18 protein-coding genes, 1 CRISPR repeat array and 1 riboswitch are annotated in these 18,099 nt (G+C 68.2%); of the genes, 10 read left to right on the top strand and 8 right to left on the bottom strand.

Annotation, left to right across the window (positions count from 1 at the left end; translation table 11 throughout):
- Positions 1-2: 2 nt before the first annotated feature.
- The 6 genes from cobA to TCCBUS3UF1_RS06640 are packed head-to-tail and all read right to left on the bottom strand — an operon-like array spanning position 3 to position 5,257.
- Entirely contained in the window at positions 3-728 is a 726-nt protein-coding gene (gene cobA / locus TCCBUS3UF1_RS06665; protein WP_014515752.1) for a uroporphyrinogen-III C-methyltransferase, read from the bottom strand.
- Positions 721-1,461, bottom strand: coding sequence for a sulfite exporter TauE/SafE family protein (locus TCCBUS3UF1_RS06660; RefSeq protein ID WP_014515751.1), 741 nt, complete (start codon positions 1,459-1,461; stop codon positions 721-723). Before TCCBUS3UF1_RS06660 ends, cobA begins: the two co-directional genes overlap by 8 nt.
- Entirely contained in the window at positions 1,462-2,130 is a 669-nt protein-coding gene (locus TCCBUS3UF1_RS06655) for a phosphoadenylyl-sulfate reductase (RefSeq protein ID WP_014515750.1), read from the bottom strand.
- Positions 2,118-2,762 carry a bifunctional precorrin-2 dehydrogenase/sirohydrochlorin ferrochelatase gene (locus TCCBUS3UF1_RS06650; RefSeq protein ID WP_014515749.1) on the bottom strand — a complete coding sequence of 215 codons (645 nt, stop codon included), beginning with the start codon at positions 2,760-2,762 and terminating at the stop codon, positions 2,118-2,120. Before TCCBUS3UF1_RS06650 ends, TCCBUS3UF1_RS06655 begins: the two co-directional genes overlap by 13 nt.
- Positions 2,744-3,517, bottom strand: coding sequence for a uroporphyrinogen-III synthase (locus TCCBUS3UF1_RS06645; RefSeq protein WP_014515748.1), 774 nt, complete (start codon positions 3,515-3,517; stop codon positions 2,744-2,746). The genes TCCBUS3UF1_RS06650 and TCCBUS3UF1_RS06645 overlap by 19 nt, the downstream gene beginning before the upstream one ends.
- A 9-nt stretch (positions 3,518-3,526) precedes the next feature.
- Positions 3,527-5,257, bottom strand: coding sequence for a nitrite/sulfite reductase (locus TCCBUS3UF1_RS06640; RefSeq protein WP_014515747.1), 1,731 nt, complete (start codon positions 5,255-5,257; stop codon positions 3,527-3,529).
- 125 nt (positions 5,258-5,382) lie between these two features.
- A riboswitch (TPP riboswitch) is annotated at positions 5,383-5,492 on the top strand.
- Between the two features lie 71 nt (positions 5,493-5,563).
- Here TCCBUS3UF1_RS06640 and thiE point away from each other — a divergent pair.
- Genes thiE through TCCBUS3UF1_RS06605 form a run of 7 tightly spaced genes read left to right on the top strand, consistent with a single transcriptional unit; the run spans position 5,564 to position 11,721 of the window.
- Positions 5,564-6,184 carry a thiamine phosphate synthase gene (gene thiE / locus TCCBUS3UF1_RS06635; RefSeq protein WP_014515746.1) on the top strand — a complete coding sequence of 207 codons (621 nt, stop codon included), beginning with the start codon at positions 5,564-5,566 and terminating at the stop codon, positions 6,182-6,184.
- Positions 6,171-6,365, top strand: a complete 195-nt coding sequence (gene thiS / locus TCCBUS3UF1_RS06630; RefSeq protein ID WP_014515745.1) for a sulfur carrier protein ThiS — start codon at positions 6,171-6,173, stop codon at positions 6,363-6,365. The genes thiE and thiS overlap by 14 nt, the downstream gene beginning before the upstream one ends.
- The gene (locus TCCBUS3UF1_RS06625; protein WP_014515744.1) at positions 6,366-7,148 is read left to right on the top strand and encodes a thiazole synthase; all 783 of its coding nucleotides are present in this window, start codon (positions 6,366-6,368) and stop codon (positions 7,146-7,148) included.
- Complete coding sequence (locus tag TCCBUS3UF1_RS06620) at positions 7,145-8,074, top strand: FAD-binding oxidoreductase (protein ID WP_014515743.1); 930 nt, start codon at positions 7,145-7,147, stop codon at positions 8,072-8,074. The genes TCCBUS3UF1_RS06625 and TCCBUS3UF1_RS06620 overlap by 4 nt, the downstream gene beginning before the upstream one ends.
- Positions 8,071-9,375 (top strand): phosphomethylpyrimidine synthase ThiC, encoded by a 1,305-nt coding sequence (gene thiC / locus TCCBUS3UF1_RS06615; protein ID WP_014515742.1) that lies wholly within the window; start codon positions 8,071-8,073, stop codon positions 9,373-9,375. Before TCCBUS3UF1_RS06620 ends, thiC begins: the two co-directional genes overlap by 4 nt.
- Before the next feature lie 10 nt (positions 9,376-9,385).
- Positions 9,386-10,168, top strand: a complete 783-nt coding sequence (gene thiD, locus TCCBUS3UF1_RS06610) for a bifunctional hydroxymethylpyrimidine kinase/phosphomethylpyrimidine kinase (protein WP_014515741.1) — start codon at positions 9,386-9,388, stop codon at positions 10,166-10,168.
- A 47-nt stretch (positions 10,169-10,215) separates the two neighbouring features.
- Positions 10,216-11,721, top strand: a complete 1,506-nt coding sequence (locus TCCBUS3UF1_RS06605; RefSeq protein WP_041433991.1) for an alkaline phosphatase — start codon at positions 10,216-10,218, stop codon at positions 11,719-11,721.
- 34 nt (positions 11,722-11,755) lie between these two features.
- On the opposite strand, the gene TCCBUS3UF1_RS06600 is transcribed toward TCCBUS3UF1_RS06605, so the two are convergent.
- Positions 11,756-12,763: a histidinol-phosphate transaminase gene (locus TCCBUS3UF1_RS06600; protein WP_155983273.1), complete on the bottom strand. Its 1,008-nt coding sequence runs from the start codon at positions 12,761-12,763 to the stop codon at positions 11,756-11,758.
- Positions 12,764-12,824: 61 nt separating this feature from the next.
- Between TCCBUS3UF1_RS06600 and TCCBUS3UF1_RS06595 the strand changes: the two genes are divergently transcribed.
- The 3 genes from TCCBUS3UF1_RS06595 (at position 12,825) to cas2 (ending at position 16,952) form a co-directional block, all read left to right on the top strand.
- Positions 12,825-14,030, top strand: a complete 1,206-nt coding sequence (locus tag TCCBUS3UF1_RS06595; RefSeq protein ID WP_014515738.1) for a TIGR02710 family CRISPR-associated CARF protein — start codon at positions 12,825-12,827, stop codon at positions 14,028-14,030.
- Complete coding sequence (gene cas1, locus TCCBUS3UF1_RS06590; RefSeq protein WP_014515737.1) at positions 14,030-14,977, top strand: CRISPR-associated endonuclease Cas1; 948 nt, start codon at positions 14,030-14,032, stop codon at positions 14,975-14,977. The genes TCCBUS3UF1_RS06595 and cas1 overlap by 1 nt, the downstream gene beginning before the upstream one ends.
- 358 nt (positions 14,978-15,335) lie before the next feature.
- A CRISPR array of direct repeats spans positions 15,336-16,125; the repeat unit is 33 nt; unit sequence GTTGCAAAAGTGGCTTCCCCGTAAGGGGATTGC.
- A 557-nt stretch (positions 16,126-16,682) separates the two neighbouring features.
- The gene (gene cas2 / locus TCCBUS3UF1_RS06580) at positions 16,683-16,952 is read left to right on the top strand and encodes a CRISPR-associated endonuclease Cas2 (RefSeq protein WP_014515735.1); all 270 of its coding nucleotides are present in this window, start codon (positions 16,683-16,685) and stop codon (positions 16,950-16,952) included.
- Here the strand turns inward: cas2 and csx2 are convergent.
- The gene (gene csx2 / locus TCCBUS3UF1_RS06575) at positions 16,949-18,097 is read right to left on the bottom strand and encodes a TIGR02221 family CRISPR-associated protein (RefSeq protein ID WP_014515734.1); all 1,149 of its coding nucleotides are present in this window, start codon (positions 18,095-18,097) and stop codon (positions 16,949-16,951) included. The genes cas2 and csx2 overlap by 4 nt on opposite strands.
- Positions 18,098-18,099 lie beyond the last annotated feature (2 nt).

Raw genomic sequence — 18,099 nt, 5'->3', positions numbered from 1 at the left:
CTTTAGGCCAAAACCTGTTCCAGGTCCACCAGGGGCCCAGGGGCCTGGGCGAAGATCCGCGCCACCTCCCCCAGGATCCAGAGGGCAGGGGAGCGCACCTCCACCCCGTCTTGGGCCACCTCCTCCAAGGCGGCCTGGACCCGGCGCTCCTCGGGGGTGGAGGCCTTCTCCACGAAGAGGGTGGGCTCCTTAGGGTCGCGCCCCAGCCGGATGAGCTCCCGGGCGATCCAGGCTCGACGCTTCACCCCCATGAGGACCACCAGGGTGGGGACGTGGGCGAAGGGCCTGAGGTCGGGGTAGCCCCCGCCTTCCAGGACCCCAGAGACGGCGGCGAAGCCGTGGGCGATCCCCCGGTGGGTGAGGGGGAGGCAGGGGGCAAGGAGGCTGGTCACCCCGGGGACCACCTCCACGGGGATCCCGTGCCGCAGGAGGAAGAGGATCTCCTCTCCCCCCCGGCCAAAGACCAGGGGGTCTCCTCCCTTAAGCCGCACCACCAGGGGATGGGTGCGGGCGTAGCGCAGGAGGAGGCGGTGGATGGCCTCCTGTTTTTCGCTTTCCCCCTCCTCTTTGCCCACGTAGATCCTTTCCCCCCGGGCCAGGGCCAGGATGCGGGGGTCCACCAGGCGGTCGTGGAGGACCACCGGGGCTTCCCGGAGGAGGCGGAGGGCCTTGAGGGTGAGGAGCTCCGGGTCCCCAGGGCCGGCCCCCACCAGGTAGACCCTACCCATGGGCCACCCCCCGGTAGACCAGCTGCCCGCCGATGAAAAGGAGCCAGAGGAGGAGGACCAGCCGCAAGGGTTCCCGGGGGAGCCAGGTGGCGAAAAGGGCCCCCGCGCCCGCCCCCAGGACCCCGCCCGCGCTCAGGCCGAGGAGGAGGCCGGGGTCCACCTGGCCCAGGAGGAGGTGCACCCCCCCGCCCAGCAGGGCCAGGACCAGGCCGAAGAGGAGATCCGTGCCCACCACCTTCTGGGGGGAAAGGCGGGTGGCGTAAAGGAGGAGAAGGGTGCCCAAAGCCCCTGCCCCGGCAGAGGAGAAGCCCACCTCGAGGCCGATGCCAAAGGCCCCAGGGGGCAGTAGCCCGGGCCTTTCCTGACCCCTGGGGTTGCCCTTGAGGCTGCGCCAAAGCCCGAGCCCCGCCGAGACCGCCACGGTGAGCCCCACCAGCAGGAGGATGAGGTCCTTGGCCCCCTTGAGGCCCGTGAGGAGGACGCTTCCCAAAAGCACCCCCGGCACCCCCCCGAGGAGGAGGCGGAAAAGGGCCTGGGCGTCCACCTGTCGCCGCAGGAGGTAAACCCCACCCGCGGGTACCTTCACCAGGAAGCCGAAGAGGAGGGCCGTGCCCACAGCCACCTCCGGGGGAAGCCCCAGGAGAAGGATGAGGAGGGGGGCGGTGATGGTGCCTGCCCCTACCCCCGTGACCCCGATGGCGAAGGCGATGAGAAAGCCCAGAAGAAAGGCCATCTATCCCTCCTTCCCGTGCAGGTGGATGCCGCACTCCAGCTTGCCCTTCCCTGCCCAACGCCCCGAGCGGGGGTCATTGGGGTCCAGGGGCTTGGCCGTGCAGGGGGCGCAGCCGATGGAGAGGTAGCCCTGGTCGTAAAGGGGCAGGTAGGGGAGGCCTTGCACTGCCAGGTAGGCGAAGACCTCCTTAAGGCTCCAGTCGTAAAGGGGGTTCACCTTCTTGAGGCGGTGGCCCGAGGGGAGAAGGGCCTCCTCCAGGGGTTGGAGGTGGGCCCGGGTGGGGGATTGCTCCCGCCTCAGCCCCGTGAACCAGGTGTCGTAGGCCTCCAGGGCCTGGAAAAGGGGCTCCACCTTGCGGATTTGGCAGCAACGGTGGGGGTCGCTCTGGTAGAGGTTGCCGTAGCGGCGCTCTTGCTCCTCCCGGGAAAGGGCGGGAGTGAGGTTCACCAGGCAGAAGCCCAGACGCCTTTGCATCTCGTCCCGGTAGGCGTAGACCTCGGGGAAGTGGTAGCCGGTGTCCAGGAAAAGGACGGGGATGTCGGGCCTGAGCTCCAGAAGCAGGTGGAGCACCGCCACGTCCTCGGCCTGGAAGCTGCAGGTGAAGCAGGGGTTCTGGCTTTGGGCCAGGGCTTCCCCTACCAGGGTCTTGACGGCCTTTACCTTGTCCATACCTCCTCCAGGGCGGCTTCAGCCTTGGCCATGGCCTTGGGCAGGCCTTCCTTAGGGTCTAGGTCCAATGCTTCCAGGGCTTGGTCCACGATGCGGTACCAAAGCCGTTTCCTCGCCTCAAAGTCCGGGATTTGCGCGATCCTGGGCCTTAGGGTGCGGAGGTAGGCCACGAGTTCCCCGTAAGCCAGGGGCAAAAGGGCGGCAAACCGCTCCTTGAGGCGCACCGCCAGGGCGGGGGCGGCCCCCGAGGTGGAAAGGGCCACCACCAGCTCCCCCCGGCGCAGCACCGCGGGGAGGATGGCGCTGGCGTTTTCCGGGTCGTCCACCGCCACCAGGAAGATGCGCCTTTCCTCTGCTTCCCGCCGCACCTCGGGGTGGATGGCCTTGTCCTTGGGGTGGCTTACCACCAGGAAAAAGCCCTCCAGGTCCCCCCTTCGGTAGCCCCGCCGCACCCACCGGATGCGGCCCTCCTGGGCCAGGGCCTCGAGGTCCCCCGGGTCCTCCTGGGCCAGGACGGTGACCTCGGCCCCGGCTTCCAGCAAGGCCCTGAGCTTTTGCGGCGTCTCGGGCCCGCCGCCGACGAGGAGGACGGGCTTGCCGCGGAGGTCCAGCATCAGGGGGAAGTAGCCCATGGCTCCTCCTCCAAGGCCTTCCTGAAGCCTTGCAGCATGCTGCCCATCCGTTCCTTCTCGTCCACGTAGAAGGGCCTCACCCCCCATTCCCTCAGGGCGTCGGCGGTGACCCGGCCCACGGCCACGGCCTTCACCCGGGTGTTCAGGGCCTCCTGGAGGGCCTTGGGGTTTTCGGCCCCTTCAAAGAGAAACTCCACCTGGATGGCGGCCACGAAGGCCACGGCCTCCACCGCGCCCTCGAGGATGCCCTCTTCCAGGGCCCGGATGCCCTCTGGGTTTGGCAGGTGGCGGTAGGGCATGAGGGGAAGGACCTGGTACCCTCTTTCCCTCAGGGCCGTTTCCAGGAGGGGCAAGGGTTTGCCGTAAAGCTGCAGGGCTGCCTTGCCCGCCCCCTGGGGGAGGAGGGGGATGAGGCTTGGGCTCGTCCCGTCCCCGGTGGCCTGGGGGGGTAAGCCCTCCTCCCGCAGGACCCGGGCCGCCTTGGCTCCCCGGGCCAGGCGGTGGGCCTCGGCCAAGGGCCCCCTAAGGTCCAGGCCCAGGGTCTTCGCCCCCTGGAGGAGGTCCCGCACCCCCACCCCGGTGGTGGCCAGGAAGAGGTCCACCCCCCTGCCGAGTTCCAGGAGGTGGTCTTCCCACTCGGGCACGGGGACCTTTTCCGTGGCCTGGGTGGGGAAGAGAAGGGGCGTGAAGCCGAGCTTCTGGGCTAAGGCCTTAAACTCCTCCTGCCGCCTCAAGCCGGCGTAGGCGATGCGCATCCCCACCCCCTATACCGCGCACTCCCCGCGCCCAAGCCGCACGCTGAAGGCCTCCCCTTCCCCTCCGAGGTCCTGGTAGAACTCGGGCGCCTCCTCGTAAGGGGGAACTTCCTGAAACTCTTCCAATATAGCCTTGAAGGAGGCCACCCTCACCCGGTCCAGGTAGGCCTGGAAGCCTTCTCCGTTTTCCCGCTCCTCCAGGTAACGCCGCAGGATCCTTTCCACGGCCTCGGGGACCCGGCGGGCGGGGATGCGGCCCACCACCTGGCCAAAACGGGCTTCTCCCTCGCGGGTGCGCCCCCCCAGGAGGAGGACGTAGTGGGGCACCTCCCTTTCCCCCACCTTGCGGCTGGAGCCGTAGAAGCCGATGTCCGCGATGTGGTGTTGTCCGCAAGAGTTGGGACAGCCGGAGATCTTGAGGCTCACCGCCTTTATCCCCGGGTCCTGGGCCAGGGGAAGGGCCCTTAGCCTTTCCTCTAGGGCCTGGGCCAGGCCCCGGGAGCGGGTGAGGGCCAGGTTGCAGGTGTCGGCCCCGGGGCAGCGGGTGATGTCCAGGAGGGTGTGGGCGTCCGCATGGGCAAGCCCCGCTTGCAAAAGGGCCTCGTAAAGCCCGCCCAGGGCCTCCTCCGGAACGTGGCGCAGGAGGAGGTTTTGGCTGATGGCGCTCCGCACCTCCCCGGCGTAGGTTTCGGCCAGGTCGGCCAGGGCCCTGAGCCCCTCAGGGGTGATGTCCCCCAGGGGCAGGCGGACGGTGACGGTGTAAAAGCCTTCTTGTTTCTGCCGGAAGAGGTTGGTGCGCCGCCAGGCATCAAACCCAGGGGCAAAGGAAAAGGGTTTCCGCGGGGGGTTGGGCAGGCGGGGCGGGGGAGGGTCTTGGGGCGGGGTCCAGGCCTCGAGGTCCGCCCCGCTCGCCGTGAGCCTCACCACGCGCCTTTCCTCCCGCACCGCCTCCCGGAAGGCGGCGATGCCCCATTTCTTCACCAGGAACTTGAGCCGGGCCTGGGTGAGGACCTTGCGGTTCCCGTAGCGGTCAAAGAGGCGGATGATGGCCAGCAGGGTGGGGAGGAGGTCCTCCTCGGGGGTAAAGGGCTCCAGGAGCTCCGCGCCCATGGGGGCAGCCCCCAGGCCCCCGCCCACGTAGATGCGGAAGCCCCGTTTTCCTCCTTCCCGGGCGGCCACCACGCCGATGTCGTGGATGGGGGTGCGGGCGTGGTCCGAGGCGCACCCCTCAAAGGCAATCTTGAACTTCCGGGGCAGGTTCTGCCCCACGGGGTGGCGGAGGAAGTAACGGTAGGCCTGCTCCGCGTAAGGGGTCACGTCAAAGGCCTCCTCCGGGGAGACGCCCGCGTAGGGGCAGCAGGTGATGGCCCGGATGGAGTGGCCGCAGGCCTCGCGGGTGGTGAGGCCCACGGCGTTCACCATCCGCAGAACCTGGGGCACATCCCGGCGGTGCACGTGGTGGAGCTGCACCGCCTGCCGAGTGGTCACGTGGGCCAGGCGGTTTTCCGCGTACCGCTCCGCCACCTCGGCCAGGACCCTGAGCCCCTCGGGGGTGATGCGCCCCACGGGGAGCTTGATGCGGATCATGTGGTGCTCGGGGCGGCCCCGGATGCCGTAGATGCCGTTTTTCAGGCGGTAGACCCGGAAGTCCTCTGGATCGGCCTCTCCCGCCTCGAGGCGGGCGATCATGGCCTCCAGGTACCGGATCTCCGCTTCCACCACCTCAGGAAGCCCTGCCATAGCCCTCTCCTTCTCCCCCCTCCGGGGATTGGCCGGTATGGTATACCATTGAGCCCATGAAAGTAAAGGGTATATGGTCTTTGTGCCCCTCCACCCTTTTTCCCGGATGGGCGTGCTATAGTGGCCTTACAGGCTAGGGGTGCCCCAAGGGAGGGGCTGAGAGCTGGGTGCTTCCCAGCAACCCTTGGAACCTGATCCGGGTAATGCCGGCGGAGGGAAGCCTATGCGAAGCGCCCTAACCCCCACAACCCAAACCCCATCCCCAGGGCCGCGCGGGGCCCCCTGCCGGCCTAAGGGGGTGGTGGCTTGCAGGGACGGCTCTATCTGGTGGTGACCCCCAGGCCCGGCTGGACCTGGGAGGAGGTTCTGGACCGCACGGAGCGGGCCCTGGCGGGGGGCGTGGAGGTCCTGCAGCTCAGGGCCAAGGACTGGGAGGCCCGGCCCATCCTGGAGCTGGGGGAGCGGATGGGCCTTCTGGCCCGGCGCTACGGGGTCCCCTTCTTCCTCAACGACCGCCCGGACCTGGCCGCCCTCCTGGGGGCGGACGGGGTGCACCTGGGCCAGGGGGACCTGAGGCCGGAGGAGGCCCGGCGCTTTTTTGGGGGGCTGGTGGGCCGCTCCACCCACGCCCCCGAGCAGGCCCTAAAGGCCCTGGAGGAGGGGGCGGACTACCTTTCCGTGGGCCCGGTGTGGGAGACCCCCACCAAGCCGGGCCGCCCGGCGGCGGGCCTGGGGTACGTGCGCTGGGCGGCGGCCCACCTGGGGGAGAAGCCCTGGTTCGCCATCGGGGGGATAGACCTTGGCAACCTGGACCAGGTCCTGGCGACTGGGGCCAGGCGGGTGGTGGTGGTCCGGGCCATCCTGGACGCCGAGGACCCCGAAGGGGCGGCCCGGGCCTTCCGGGAGCGGCTTTATGGTGTGGCTTAACGGCGAGGCCAAACCCCTAGAGGGAAGGGAGCTGAGGGAGGTCCTGGCCGAGATGGGCGTGGACCTTGGGCGGGTGGCGGTCCTCCTCAACGAGGAGGCCTATCCCGGACGGGATTTGCCCCCCCATGTCCTCCGCGAGGGGGATGTGGTGGAGGTGGTGGCCCTGATGCAAGGAGGCTAGATGGACACCTGGCAGGTGGGAGGGATAACCCTGCGAAGCCGCCTCATCCTGGGCTCGGGGAAGTTCCGGGACTTCGGGGTGATGCGGGAGGCCATTAAGGCCGCGGGGGCGGAGGTGGTGACGGTTTCCGTAAGGCGGGTGGAGGTGGGGGCCCCGGGGCACGTGGGGCTTCTGGAGGCCCTGGAGGGCGTGCGCCTCCTGCCCAACACCGCCGGGGCCCGCACCGCCGAGGAGGCGGTGCGCCTGGCCCGGCTGGGCCGGGCCCTGACCGGGGAGGGTTGGGTGAAGCTGGAGGTGATCCCCGACCCCGCCTACCTCCTCCCCGACCCCCTGGAGACCCTGAAGGCGGCGGAAAGGCTTCTGGAGAAGGGCTTTACCGTCCTCCCCTACATGGGCCCGGACCTGGTCCTGGCCCGGCGGCTTGCCGCCCTGGGCACGGCCACGGTGATGCCCCTGGCCGCCCCCATCGGCTCGGGCTGGGGGGTGCGAACCCGGGCCCTTCTGGAGCTCTTCGCCCGGGAGCGGGCGGGCCTGCCCCCGGTGGTGGTGGACGCGGGCCTCGGCCTTCCCTCCCATGCGGCGGAGGTTCTGGAGATGGGGCTGGACGCGGTCTTGGTCAACACGGCCATCGCCGAGGCGAAAGACCCCCCGGCCATGGCCGAGGCCTTCCGCCTGGCGGTGGAGGCGGGGCGGAAGGCCTTCCTGGCCGGGCCCATGCGGCCTAGGGAAGGGGCGAGCCCCTCGAGCCCCACCGCCGGCGTCCCCTTGGGGAGGGAAGGGTGAGGGCCGAGGTGGCCGTGGTGGGGGCGGGGATCATCGGGGCCCTGGCCGCCTACGAGCTGAGGAAGCGGGGCCTCGAGGTCCTCCTCCTGGACGCGGGGAAGGAGGGGGCCGCCACCCTGGCCAGCGCGGGGATGCTGGCCCCCCACCCGGAGGGGCTTTCCGGGGAGCTTTTGCAGGCGGGGCTTTGGGCCCTGGAGTATTACCCCGCCCTCCTGGAGGAGCTTTTGGCCCGGGGCTTCCGGGTGGAGGCCGGCTTCTCCGGGGTGGGGGTGGTGGCCCTCTCCGGGGCGGAAAGGGAGGCCTGGGGGGCGGAAGGGGCCCCGCCCTACCCCGTGCGGGGAGGCCAGGGCTACCGGGCCTTCCCTGGGGGGTACGTCCACCCTAGGGCCCTGCGGGAAGCCCTCCTGGAGGCCCTAAAGGCCATGGGGGTCACTCTCCTTTGGGCCGAGGTGGAGAGGGTAGCGGAGGGCCGGGTCTTCTGGCGGGAAGGGGAGGCCAGGGCCCGGGCCATCCTCCTCGCCGTGGGGGCCTGGGGGGGGCGGTTTGGCCTGCCGGTGCGGCCCCTCAAGGGGGAGGCCCTCCTCCTGGAAGGGCCGGCCCCGCCCCTGCCCCTCTTCGCCGGGGAGGGGTACCTCCTTCCCCGGGAGGGCGGGGTCTACGTGGGGGCCACCCAGCGGGAGGGGTTTGGCGGCGGGGTGGACCTTTGGGGCCTGCGCTTCCTGGCGGACTACGCCCACGAGCGCTTCCCCCTTCTGGAAGGGGCTCCCTTCCGGGGGGTGGTCTACGGCTACCGCCCCTTGGGGGAGGTTTTCGTGGGCCAGGTGGAGGGAAACGTTTGGGCGGCGGTGGGGCATGGGCGAAACGGGGTCCTCCTGGCCCCGTGGACGGCTAGGCGGCTTTTGGGGCTTTTGGGGGTGGAAGGATGACGCAGCTGGAGGCGGCAAAGAAGGGACGCATCACCGAGGAAATGGCCTACGTGGCCGAGCAGGAAGGGGTTTCCCCGGAGTGGGTGCGCCAGGGGGTGGCGGCGGGGCGGATCGTGATCCCCAGGAACCCCAACCACAAGACCCTGAGGGACTTCAAGGGCATCGGCGAGGGGCTCTCCGTGAAGGTGAACGCCAACCTGGGCACCTCCTACGATTACGTGGACCTCGAGGCCGAGGTGGAAAAGGCCCGGGTGGCCATCCGCTACGGGGCGGACACCCTCATGGACCTCTCCACCGGGGGGGATCTGAAGGCCATAAGGCGGCGGATCCTGGAGGTGGCCACCGTTCCCTTGGGCACCGTGCCCATCTATGAGGCCGAGTTCCGGGCCGCCAAGCGCAAGAACTTCTTTGACATGTCCGCGGACGAGCTCCTCCAGGTCATAGAGGAGCACGGGCGGGAGGGGGTGGACTACATCACCGTCCACGCGGGGGTGACCCTGAGGAACCTGGAGGTCTACCGCCAGGCCCGCCGCACCACGGGGATCGTGAGCCGGGGTGGGGGACTCATGGCCGCCTGGATGCTCCACCGCGGGGAGGAAAACCCCCTCTACGCCCGCTTTGACGACCTCCTGGACATCGCCCGCACCTACGACCTGACCCTTTCCTTGGGGGACGGCCTCCGCCCGGGCTCCCTGGCCGACAGCACCGACCGGGCCCAGATCGCCGAGCTCCTCACCATCGGGGAGCTGGTGGAAAGGGCCCGGCGGGCCGGGGTCCAGGCCATGGTGGAGGGGCCGGGGCATATCCCCCTCAGCGAGGTGGCGGCCAACGTGCAGATCCAGAAAAAGCTCACGGGCCACGCCCCCTTCTACATCCTGGGCATGCTCCCCGTGGACACCGCCGCGGGCTTTGACCACATCGCCGGGGCCATCGGCGGGGCCCTGGCCGGCTGGTGGGGAGCGGACATGCTCTGCTACCTGACCCCGGCGGAGCACCTGGGCCTGCCCACCGCCGAGCACGTGAAGGAGGGGGTCATCGCCTTCAAGATCGCCGCCCACGCCGCCGACGTGGCCCGGGGGAACCCGAGGGCCCTGGAGCGCAACCGGAAGATGTCCGAGGCCCGCTACCGCCTGGACTGGGAGGGGCAGTTTGCCCTCTGCCTTTACCCGGAGGAGGCCAGGCGGCTCAGGGAGGAGAGGGGCTCCAGGACCAAGGCCTGCAGCATGTGCGGGCCCTTCTGCCCCATGAACCTGGTGGAGGCGGTTCTCCGGGGGCAGGGCCAGGGGCTTCCCCTGGCCTAGGGGGGTGGCCGTGCGGGTGGCCCTCACCATCGCCGGCTCGGACTCCGGGGGCGGGGCCGGGGTCCAGGCTGACCTCAAGACCTTCTTCCGCTTCGGGGTGTACGGGGCGAGCGCCCTCACCCTGGTCACCGCCCAGAACACCCTGGGGGTGGAGGCCCTCCATCTGCTTCCCCCGGAGCTGGTCTACGCCCAGATCCGGAGCGTGGCCCAGGACCTCCCCCTCCACGCGGCCAAGACCGGGGCCCTGGGGGATGCGGGGATCGTCCAGGCGGTGGCCGAAGGGGTGCGCCGCTTCGGCATCGCCCCCCTGGTGGTGGACCCGGTCATGGTGGCCAAGGGCGGGGACCCCCTGCTGGCCCCCGAGGCGGTTTCCGCCCTCAAGGAGGGGCTTTTCCCCTTGGCGGACCTCATCACCCCCAACAGCCTCGAGGCCGAAGCCCTCCTGGGAAGCCCCATCCGCACCCTGGAGGAGGCCAAGGCCGCGGCCATGGCCCTCCTGGAACTGGGCCCCCGGGCGGTCCTCCTCAAGGGGGGGCATCTGGAGGGGGAGGAGGCGGTGGACCTCCTGGCCACCCGGGAGGGGGTCCGGGCCTTTTCCGCCCCCCGGGTGCGGACCCGAAACACCCACGGCACGGGCTGCACCCTCTCTGCGGCCATCACCGCCCTCCTGGCCCAGGGGAAGCCCCTGGAGGAGGCGGTGGCCCAGGCCAAGGCCTACCTCACCCGGGCCCTAGAAACCGCCCCCCCCTTAGGCCAGGGGCACGGGCCCCTCAACCACTTCGCCAGCCCTTGACCTTCCTCTGAAAAAGGGGGGGCAAGATGGGGCCCGGGAGGGAAAGCATGAAGCGTAGGGATATCCTCAAAGGCGGCCTAGCAGCTGGGGCCCTGGCCCTCTTGCCCAAGGGCGGGGCTCAGGGTGCCCCCCAGAACCAACCCAGCCTGGGAAGGCGCTACCGCAACCTGATCGTCTTCGTCTACGACGGCTTCTCCTGGGAGGACTACGCCATCGCCCAGGCCTACGCCCGGCGGCGCCTGGGCCGGGTTTTGGCCCTGGAGCGGCTCCTGGCCCGCTACCCCAACGGCCTCATGAACACCTTTAGCCTCACCAGCTACGTCACCGAGTCCAGCGCCGCCGGGAACGCCTTCTCCTGCGGGGTCAAGACGGTGAACGGGGGCCTGGCCATCCACGCGGACGGCACCCGGCTCAAGCCCTTCTTCGCCGCGGCCAAGGAGGTGGGGAAGGCGGTGGGCCTGGTGACCACCACCACCATCACCCACGCCACCCCGGCCAGCTTCGTGGTCTCCAACCCCGACCGCAACGCCGAGGCCCAGATCGCCGAGCAGTACCTGGCCTTCGGGGCCGAGGTCTACCTGGGCGGGGGGGACCGGTTCTTCAACCCCGAGAAGCGCCAGGACAAGAAGGACATGTACGCCGAGTTCGCCAAGGCCGGCTACGGGGTGGCCAAGACCCCGGAGGAGCTCGCCCGGGCCACGGCCAGCAAGCTCCTGGGGATCTTCTCCGATAGCCACGTCCCCTACGAGGTGGACCGCCGCTTCCAGGGGGTGAGGGTGCCGAGCCTCAAGGAGATGGTCCAGGCCGCCCTCCCCCGGCTGGCCTCCTACCGGAATGGCTTCGTCCTCCAGGTGGAGGCGGGGCGGATTGACCACTCCAACCACCTCAACGACCCCGCGGCCACCCTGTGGGACGTGCTGGCGGCGGACGAGGCCCTCGAGGTCCTCACCGCCTTCGTGGACCGCAACCCGGACACCCTCCTCATCCTCACCTCCGACCACGCCACCGGGGTGGGGGCCCTCTATGGGGCGGGGCGGAGCTACCTGGAAAGCTCCGCGGGCATTGACCTCCTGGAGCCCCAGAAGGCCAGCTTTGAGCACATGCGCCGAGTCCTTGGGGCCAACCCCGACGCCAACCAGGTGAAGGAGGCCTACCGGGCCATGAAGGGGGCTACCCTCAGCGACGAGGAGGCCCAGATGGTGGTAGAGGCCATCACCAAGCGGGTCTACCGCCCCGATGGGGTCCGCTACGGCATCCAGCCCGACAACACCATGTCCTGGGCCCTCCTACAGAAGAACGCCAACAAGCCCGAAAGGCCCAACATCGGCTGGAGCTCGGGCCAGCACACCGCAAGCCCCGTGATGCTGGCCCTCTACGGCCAGGGCCTCCGCTTCCTCAACCTGGGCCTGGTGGACAACACCCACGTCTTCCGCCTTATGGGCGAGGCCTTGGGGATCCGCTACCAGAACCCGGTGATGAGCGAGGAAGAGGCCCTGGAGATCCTCAAGGCCCGTCCCCAGGGCATGCGCCACCCTGAGGACGTCTGGGCCTAGGGCCCCTTAGGCTCCTCCTTCCCCGGGGCGGCCCCTAGGCCGCCCCTTTGCCCACCAAAACCTCCTCCAGGGCCTCAAGGAGGGCCTTTTGCGCCTCCTCCCCCTGCGCGGAAAGCCTGAGCCACTCGGGAAGGCCGAAGCTGGTGGCGTCCCGCACCCGGATGCCCCTTTCCCGTAAGGCCCGGGCCACGGGGGTGGCCTGGCCCACCCGCACCAGGAGGAAGTTGGCCGGGCTTTCCCGCACCTCGAGGCCCAACCCCCTCAGCCCCTGGGCCAGCAGGCGGCGCAGGCGGTGCAGCTCCCGCCGGCTTCCCTCCAGCCAGGCCCGGGCTTCGGGGTCCAGGTGGCCCAGGAGGAGGGCCTCCCCGTAGACGGAGACCGGCCAGGAAGGGGCCAGGTTCTGGAAATGTTCCAGCTCCAGGGGGGCCACCAGGTACCCCGACCGCACCCCCGTGAGGCCGTGGGCCTTGTTGGGGCTGTAGAGCCGCCAGGCCCCCGGGGGCAGGGAAGGCGGGGTTTCCAGGAGGTCGTGGTAGGCCAGGTCCAGGACCAAGGCCCCTCCCGCCCGCTGGGCCGCCTCCTCCAGGAAGGGGTAGACCTCCCCCGTGGGGTTGTTGGGCACGCAGAGGAAGGCCAGGGCGCTTTTGGGCAGCAGGGCCAAGAACTCCTCAGGCCCCCGGGCCTCCCAAAGGGGCAGGTCCAGGGCCCGGGCGGCCCGGGCGTACTCGCTGAAGGTGGGGGGGAGGAGGAGGATGGGGCCCCGGAGGTAGCTCCAGCGGGCCAGGCGGTGGATGAGCTCGCTGGTGCCCGTGCCCACGGCCACCTGTTCCGGAGCCACCCCGTGGGCCTCGGCCAGGGCGCGGCGGAGCCTTCGGTAAAGGGGGTCAGGGTAGCGGCTGGGGTCAGCCTGCCGCAGGTACTCCAGGATCACCGGGTTGGGCCCCAGGGCGTTGGCGTTGGTGGAGAAATCGTAAAGGGGTTCCGGGCCCCCGTCGGGTCCTCCATGGATGGGCCGCAGGATGTCGTCAATCACTCTTTCCATTCTAAGAACCCCCGTCCGCAGGACCTTGGCCCAGGCTAAGGTGAGGGCCCATAATGCCCCCATGAAGGTCCTGATCCTCACCGTGGGCACCACCCGCGCCCCCCTCGAGGAGGCCCTGGCCCAGCACACCCCGGAAGGGGTGGTCTTCCTGGCCAGCCAGCAGAGTTTTCCTGTGGCCGCCGAGCTGCAGAGGGACTACGGGAATTCCTTCCGCCACCACACCCTTCTCCTGGAGGACCCGGAAAGCCTCCTGGAGAGCTACCAGGCCGCCCTCAAGGCCTTGCGCAAGGCCCTGGAATGGGAGGCCACCGCCCTCATCGCCGACCTCACCGGGGGCACCAAGCCCATGGCCGCCGGCCTGGTCCTGGCCCTCACGGGCCGGGGGGTGGTCTTCAGCTACGTGGGCGGGGAGCGGCGGGACCCGGAGACGGGCCGGGTGCTCCCGGGGGCGGAGCGGCTCAGGCTCCTGGAGGACCCCACCGTGCGCTTCGGCTTGCGGGAGTGGGCAGGCTTCACCCGGGCCTGGAACGCCCTCAACCTGGGCATGGCCCTGACCGAGCTGGAGGCCCTCCTGCAAAAGCCCCTCTCCCCCTCGGAGGAGCGCTTCTACCGGGCCATGCGCGGGGTGGTGGAGGGGCTTTTGGAGTGGGACCGCTTCCGCCACCCCCGGGCCTTGGAGCTCCTCAAGCCCCACCTCCCCGTGGCCCTGGCCGTGGCCGAGGCCTGGGGGCACGGGGCCAAGGTGCGGGTCCTGCGGGGGCTGGAGGAGGGGCTTCCCGCCCTCGAGGCCATCGTGGCCGCCCAGGGTAGGCCCACCTTCGCCCTCGTGCAAGACCTCCTGGCCAACGCCCAGCGCCGGGCCGAGGTGGGCCGTTACGACGACGCCCTGGCCCGCCTTTACCGCACCCTGGAGCTGGTGGTGGAGGCCGACATCCTGGAACGCCTGGGCTTCGTCCTCAAGGACCCCAAGACCTGGCCAGAAGGCTTCCCCGAGTCCCTGCGGGAGCGCATCCTGAGGCCCAGGGGGCTTATGGAGCTCCTGGAGGCGGCCTTTGACCTGGATCTGGCCTTTGGCCAGCGGGGCACCCTGGCCCAACGCCTTTACGGGGAGAAGAACCGCCTGCAGGCTCTTCTTTCCCGCAGGCACGAGAGCATCCTCGCCCATGGTACCCGGCCCGTGGAGGAGGCGGACTACCTGCGCCTGCGGGACTTTCTCCAAGATCTGGACGAGCGCCTAAGGCCCCTTCCCCCCTGGCCCAAGTTCTGATGACCCTGCACCTGACCCGTCAAGGGGCCACTTTGCGCCTGAAGCAGGGCAGGCTCCTTTTGGAGCAAGAGGGGACCATCTGGCTCAGCCTGCCCGCGCGGCAGGTGCGCCGGGTGGCGGTCTGGGGAAACGTGCGCCTTTCCACACCAGCTTGGGTTTTTCTCCTGCGCCAGGGTAGCCCGGTGCTTTTCCTTTCCCTGGAGGGTTTCCTCCACGGGGTGGCGGGAGCTTTCCCTGACCCCCACCCCCAGCACCTGCGGGCCCAGTTTTCTGCCCAACCCCTGCCCCTAGCCCGGGCCTTTGTCCTGGGCAAGCTCCGCTCGGCCCTGGCCTTTTTGCAGCGCTATGAGCTGCCGGAAGCCCCGGCCTGCGCCCAGGCCTTGGCCCAGGCGGAGGCAGCCCCGGACCTGGACCGGCTTCGGGGGGCCGAGGGCCAAGGGAGCCGGGCCTACTTTGCCGGGCTAGCGCGCCTTCTTTCCCCCTTTGGCTTTGAGGGGCGCAACCGCAGGCCCCCCCAGGACCCAGTGAACGCGGCCCTCTCCTACGGGTACGCCCTCCTCCTGGGGCGGGCGCTGCTTTCCGTGCGCCTGGCAGGGCTGCATCCGGAAGTGGGCTTTCTGCACGCCGAGGGGCGCCGGAGCCCCGCCCTGGCCTTGGACCTCATGGAGGAGTTCCGGGTTCCGGTGGTGGATGCGGTGGTGGTATCGGCCTTTCGCCGGGGTCAACTTGCCTTGGCCCACGCCGAGCGGCGGGATGGGGGCGTGTACCTGAACGAGGAGGGCAGGCGGGTTCTGATTGGCCTGTTGGAAGAGCGTTTCCTGCAGGAGGCTACCCACCCCTTGGGTTTCCGCAAGCCTTTGGGGGAGCTTTTGGAAGTGCAAGCAAGCCGCCTTCTGGGGGCCCTTCTGGGCAGGGAGGCGTACAGCCCCTTTTACTTGAAGGGTTGAAACCAACTATACTTTTCCGCCTTGACCGACGGATTAGGCCTTTTTCTCGCTTTACCAAAGCGAAGCGATGTCCCAAAGGGGGCTGAAGGGGCAAACTTGTACCCGGTATACCGTTCCAGTAAGGTGGTAGAATAGGGGTGCCTGGAAGCCCAGGCGGGCATCTTGACAAGCAGTTTTTGCCTTACCCAAGGGCAATATGCGCTTTAGAGTTCTTATCGGCCCTTTCTCCTGCGGCTTGCCAACAACCTAAACCCCGCAAAACCCCCGTTATACGGCGTGTGTATATTCCAAGCTTCATCTTTCTCACAAACCCCCCCTCTAAGAACCCCGTCCTGGACGGGATTATGAGAGGGGTACCGTTGCAAAAGTGGCTTCCCCGTAAGGGGATTGCGACAAGCTCCTCCGAAACAGCCCGGAGGACCCTTTCGTAAAGTTGCAAAAGTGGCTTCCCCGTAAGGGGATTGCGACAACTCCTCGAGGGGCTCCCCCTCCTCACTGAAGAGGGCGTGTTGCAAAAGTGGCTTCCCCGTAAGGGGATTGCGACGGCTGGGCGTTGACCCCAAACTGGATTTTTTCACGCATGGGTTGCAAAAGTGGCTTCCCCGTAAGGGGATTGCAACCACCTGAACCCGGCCACCTTGGGGACCTGGCGGGTCTCGTAGTTGCAAAAGTGGCTTCCTCGTAAGGGGATTGCGACATATATCATACCCCGGCATGGAAATCATGACATATACAATTTGTTGCAAAAGTGGCTTCCCCGTAAGGGGATTGCGACAGGCGCAACCTGATGAACTCGTACCTAGCTAAGGCTATGAGTTGCAAAAGTGGCTTCCCCGTAAGGGGATTGCGACGGGGATATCCCCGGGGGCGCGTAGCGGGCTAGCGCCTACGTTGCAAAAGTGGCTTCCCCGTAAGGGGATTGCGACTCGTCCCGTAAACTTCTAAGCTGCAGAGTTACAACGGTTGCAAAAGTGGCTTCCCCGTAAGGGGATTGCGACTCAGGCGGAACAGATTGAGCCTGCCCCCGCTTCCTAGTAGCCAGTTGCAAAAGTGGCTTCCCCGTAAGGGGATTGCAATCCTGCTGGGTTTTTGATATACTTAGTCTTGGTTTTGCCGCGACACAAGTGGCTTCCCTGTAAAAGAAACTCCATCCTAGAAGCTGGCCTTTTGGGGCAAGGTCCCGCAGAAAGTTGCGAATGAGGAAGGTTTCCCTAGTTCCGCTACCTCTGCCCCCAGATTTACCCACCCCCTGGCGGGTGGTGGTGCGGGAGCGGCTTCCCATGGGGGTGTACCGAGACGAGGATAAAGGGTGGTGGCTGGCCCTGCCTGTCCTGCAAGGCCTTACCCTCTACCGTTTGGGGATGGGCAGGCCCCTTATCTGGGGAATGGTGGTGGGAGAACTTTTCCTGTATCCCCCCACCCCCGCCAGCCGCCGGGAGCTGGAGGAGGGGCTTCGGGAGCTAGGGCTACCACCTGAGCCCCTTCGTGTGGGGGATACCCTCACCCTCGTGTGGGAGCTTTCCCCTTACCCCAACTGGGGAAGGCTTGTCCTGAAGGTAGAGGAAACGAGGCCAGGGGGGTGGCTTGGGCTTTGGGTTCCTCCCCGCAAGCGGGGGTTGGGGCCCTCAAAATAAGAGGGCCACATTGGGGTAAAAATGGGCGCCAAAGGATTGCACCCCCCGGTAGGGGGCGCTAGCCTTGGGGCATGAAGCGCCTTTATGCCATCGCTTACGATATCCCCGACGATACCCGCCGGGTGAAGCTGGCCAACCTTTTGAAAGGCTACGGGGAGCGGGTGCAGCTTTCCGTGTTTGAGTGCTACCTGGACGAAAGGCTTCTAGAAGATCTCCGGGCCCGGGCCCGCAAGCTTTTGGACCTAAGCCAGGATGCCCTGCGCATCTACCCCATACAGGGCGAGGTGCAGGTGCTGGGCGTGGGGCCTCTGGTGCGCGAGGAAGCTTTTGTGGTGGCCTAGGGCGCCATTACCTGCCGTACCCTTTGCCAGAGGTCCTTCAGGTTGGCCGCCAGGGTCTGGGCAGGGGTGGGGTCTTTGCGCATGCCGGCGTGGGCGATATCGTTGCGGAGGTTGGCCAAGTCATTCCAGAGCTGGCCGATTTGGGCCTTTTCATCCGTTGCCTTTTGCTTTGCCCTCCTGGCCCAGCTATTCAGTAGGCCTTCGGCCCCTTCCCGTTCGTCCACGGGGTCAAAGCCCCTTTGCAGGCAGAGCCAGGTTACCATCAGCTCCCGCATGAGGGCGGCGGCCTGGGCCAGGCTTCCGGTGTTCAAAAGGAGTTCCACCATGGCCGCCTGGGCGGGAAGCTCCCCAGGGCTCAAGGGGTCTCCCACGGCCAGGGGTGCGTAGCGCTCCTCCAGGAAGCGCAGGAGAAGCCCCAGGGGGCGGGAGCGGGGGGCGCGCTCCAGGTCCTTTTCCACCTCCTCTAAGGCCTTGAGAAGGCCGATGGCGTGCTGGCTTGCCTCCTGCACCCGGAGCACCTCCAGGGAAAGGCTGAGGTTTTCCAGGGTCTTTCCCAAGGGGCCCAGGCGGTGCGGGCCTGTTCCTCCCGAAAGCCAGCTTTGGCGGTGGAGGTTTTGCAGTAGGCTCCCCAGGGGCTTGCCGAAGCCGTATTGGGCCAGGTCCCGGGCGGCCTGGGTCCAGGCCAAGAGCTCCAGAAAGGCGGTAAGGTCAAGAAACTCCCCCCGGCCTTCCTGCTCCCGCAAGGCTCCGTAAAGGATGCGCTCCACCTGCACCCCCTTGGCCACGTTCAGGAAGTGGACCACGGCCAGGGCCAGCACGGGTTGGGAGCGGAAGCCGTGGGAGATGTCCACCACCAGGCTGGCCCCTTCCGGCACCGCCTCCACGATGGCGTTGAAGATCTGCCAAAGCTCCTCCTCGGTGCGGCCATCGGGGATGGAAACGCCCTCGTAGGCCACCCGGTTGCGCAGGGCCTCCCCGTGTTTTTTCTGGGCCGCATCGGTAAGGAGGACCTTGAGGGTGTGCTCCGGGTAGTGCCGGGCCAGGGCTTCTTGGGTGTAGGGGGTGAGGTATTCCTGGCCGTCCAAGGCGTAGGGGATTTCCTTGTATTCTCCCGTTCCCAAGAAAGAGAGCAAAACCTTTGGCATAC

Origin of the sequence: Thermus sp. CCB_US3_UF1, from assembly GCF_000236585.1 — a bacterium.
GTDB lineage: Bacteria > Deinococcota > Deinococci > Deinococcales > Thermaceae > Thermus.
Note: the sequence above shows the minus strand (reverse complement) of the source record. Positions and strands in the feature narration are given on the sequence as shown.

Excerpts from the sequence above, each read along its gene's own strand:
- cobA (WP_014515752.1), bottom strand. The coding sequence starts at position 728 with ATGGGTAGGGTCTACCTGGTGGGGGCCGGCCCTGGGGACCCGGAGCTC.
- TCCBUS3UF1_RS06660 (WP_014515751.1), bottom strand. The coding sequence starts at position 1,461 with ATGGCCTTTCTTCTGGGCTTTCTCATCGCCTTCGCCATCGGGGTCACG.
- TCCBUS3UF1_RS06655 (WP_014515750.1), bottom strand. The coding sequence starts at position 2,130 with ATGGACAAGGTAAAGGCCGTCAAGACCCTGGTAGGGGAAGCCCTGGCC.
- TCCBUS3UF1_RS06650 (WP_014515749.1), bottom strand. The coding sequence starts at position 2,762 with ATGGGCTACTTCCCCCTGATGCTGGACCTCCGCGGCAAGCCCGTCCTC.
- TCCBUS3UF1_RS06645 (WP_014515748.1), bottom strand. The coding sequence starts at position 3,517 with ATGCGCATCGCCTACGCCGGCTTGAGGCGGCAGGAGGAGTTTAAGGCC.
- TCCBUS3UF1_RS06640 (WP_014515747.1), bottom strand. The coding sequence starts at position 5,257 with ATGGCAGGGCTTCCTGAGGTGGTGGAAGCGGAGATCCGGTACCTGGAG.
- thiS (WP_014515745.1), top strand. The coding sequence starts at position 6,171 with ATGGTGTGGCTTAACGGCGAGGCCAAACCCCTAGAGGGAAGGGAGCTG.
- TCCBUS3UF1_RS06625 (WP_014515744.1), top strand. The coding sequence starts at position 6,366 with ATGGACACCTGGCAGGTGGGAGGGATAACCCTGCGAAGCCGCCTCATC.
- thiC (WP_014515742.1), top strand. The coding sequence starts at position 8,071 with ATGACGCAGCTGGAGGCGGCAAAGAAGGGACGCATCACCGAGGAAATG.
- TCCBUS3UF1_RS06605 (WP_041433991.1), top strand. The coding sequence starts at position 10,216 with ATGAAGCGTAGGGATATCCTCAAAGGCGGCCTAGCAGCTGGGGCCCTG.
- TCCBUS3UF1_RS06600 (WP_155983273.1), bottom strand. The coding sequence starts at position 12,763 with ATGGAAAGAGTGATTGACGACATCCTGCGGCCCATCCATGGAGGACCC.
- TCCBUS3UF1_RS06595 (WP_014515738.1), top strand. The coding sequence starts at position 12,825 with ATGAAGGTCCTGATCCTCACCGTGGGCACCACCCGCGCCCCCCTCGAG.
- cas1 (WP_014515737.1), top strand. The coding sequence starts at position 14,030 with ATGACCCTGCACCTGACCCGTCAAGGGGCCACTTTGCGCCTGAAGCAG.
- cas2 (WP_014515735.1), top strand. The coding sequence starts at position 16,683 with ATGAAGCGCCTTTATGCCATCGCTTACGATATCCCCGACGATACCCGC.
- csx2 (WP_014515734.1), bottom strand. The coding sequence starts at position 18,097 with ATGCCAAAGGTTTTGCTCTCTTTCTTGGGAACGGGAGAATACAAGGAA.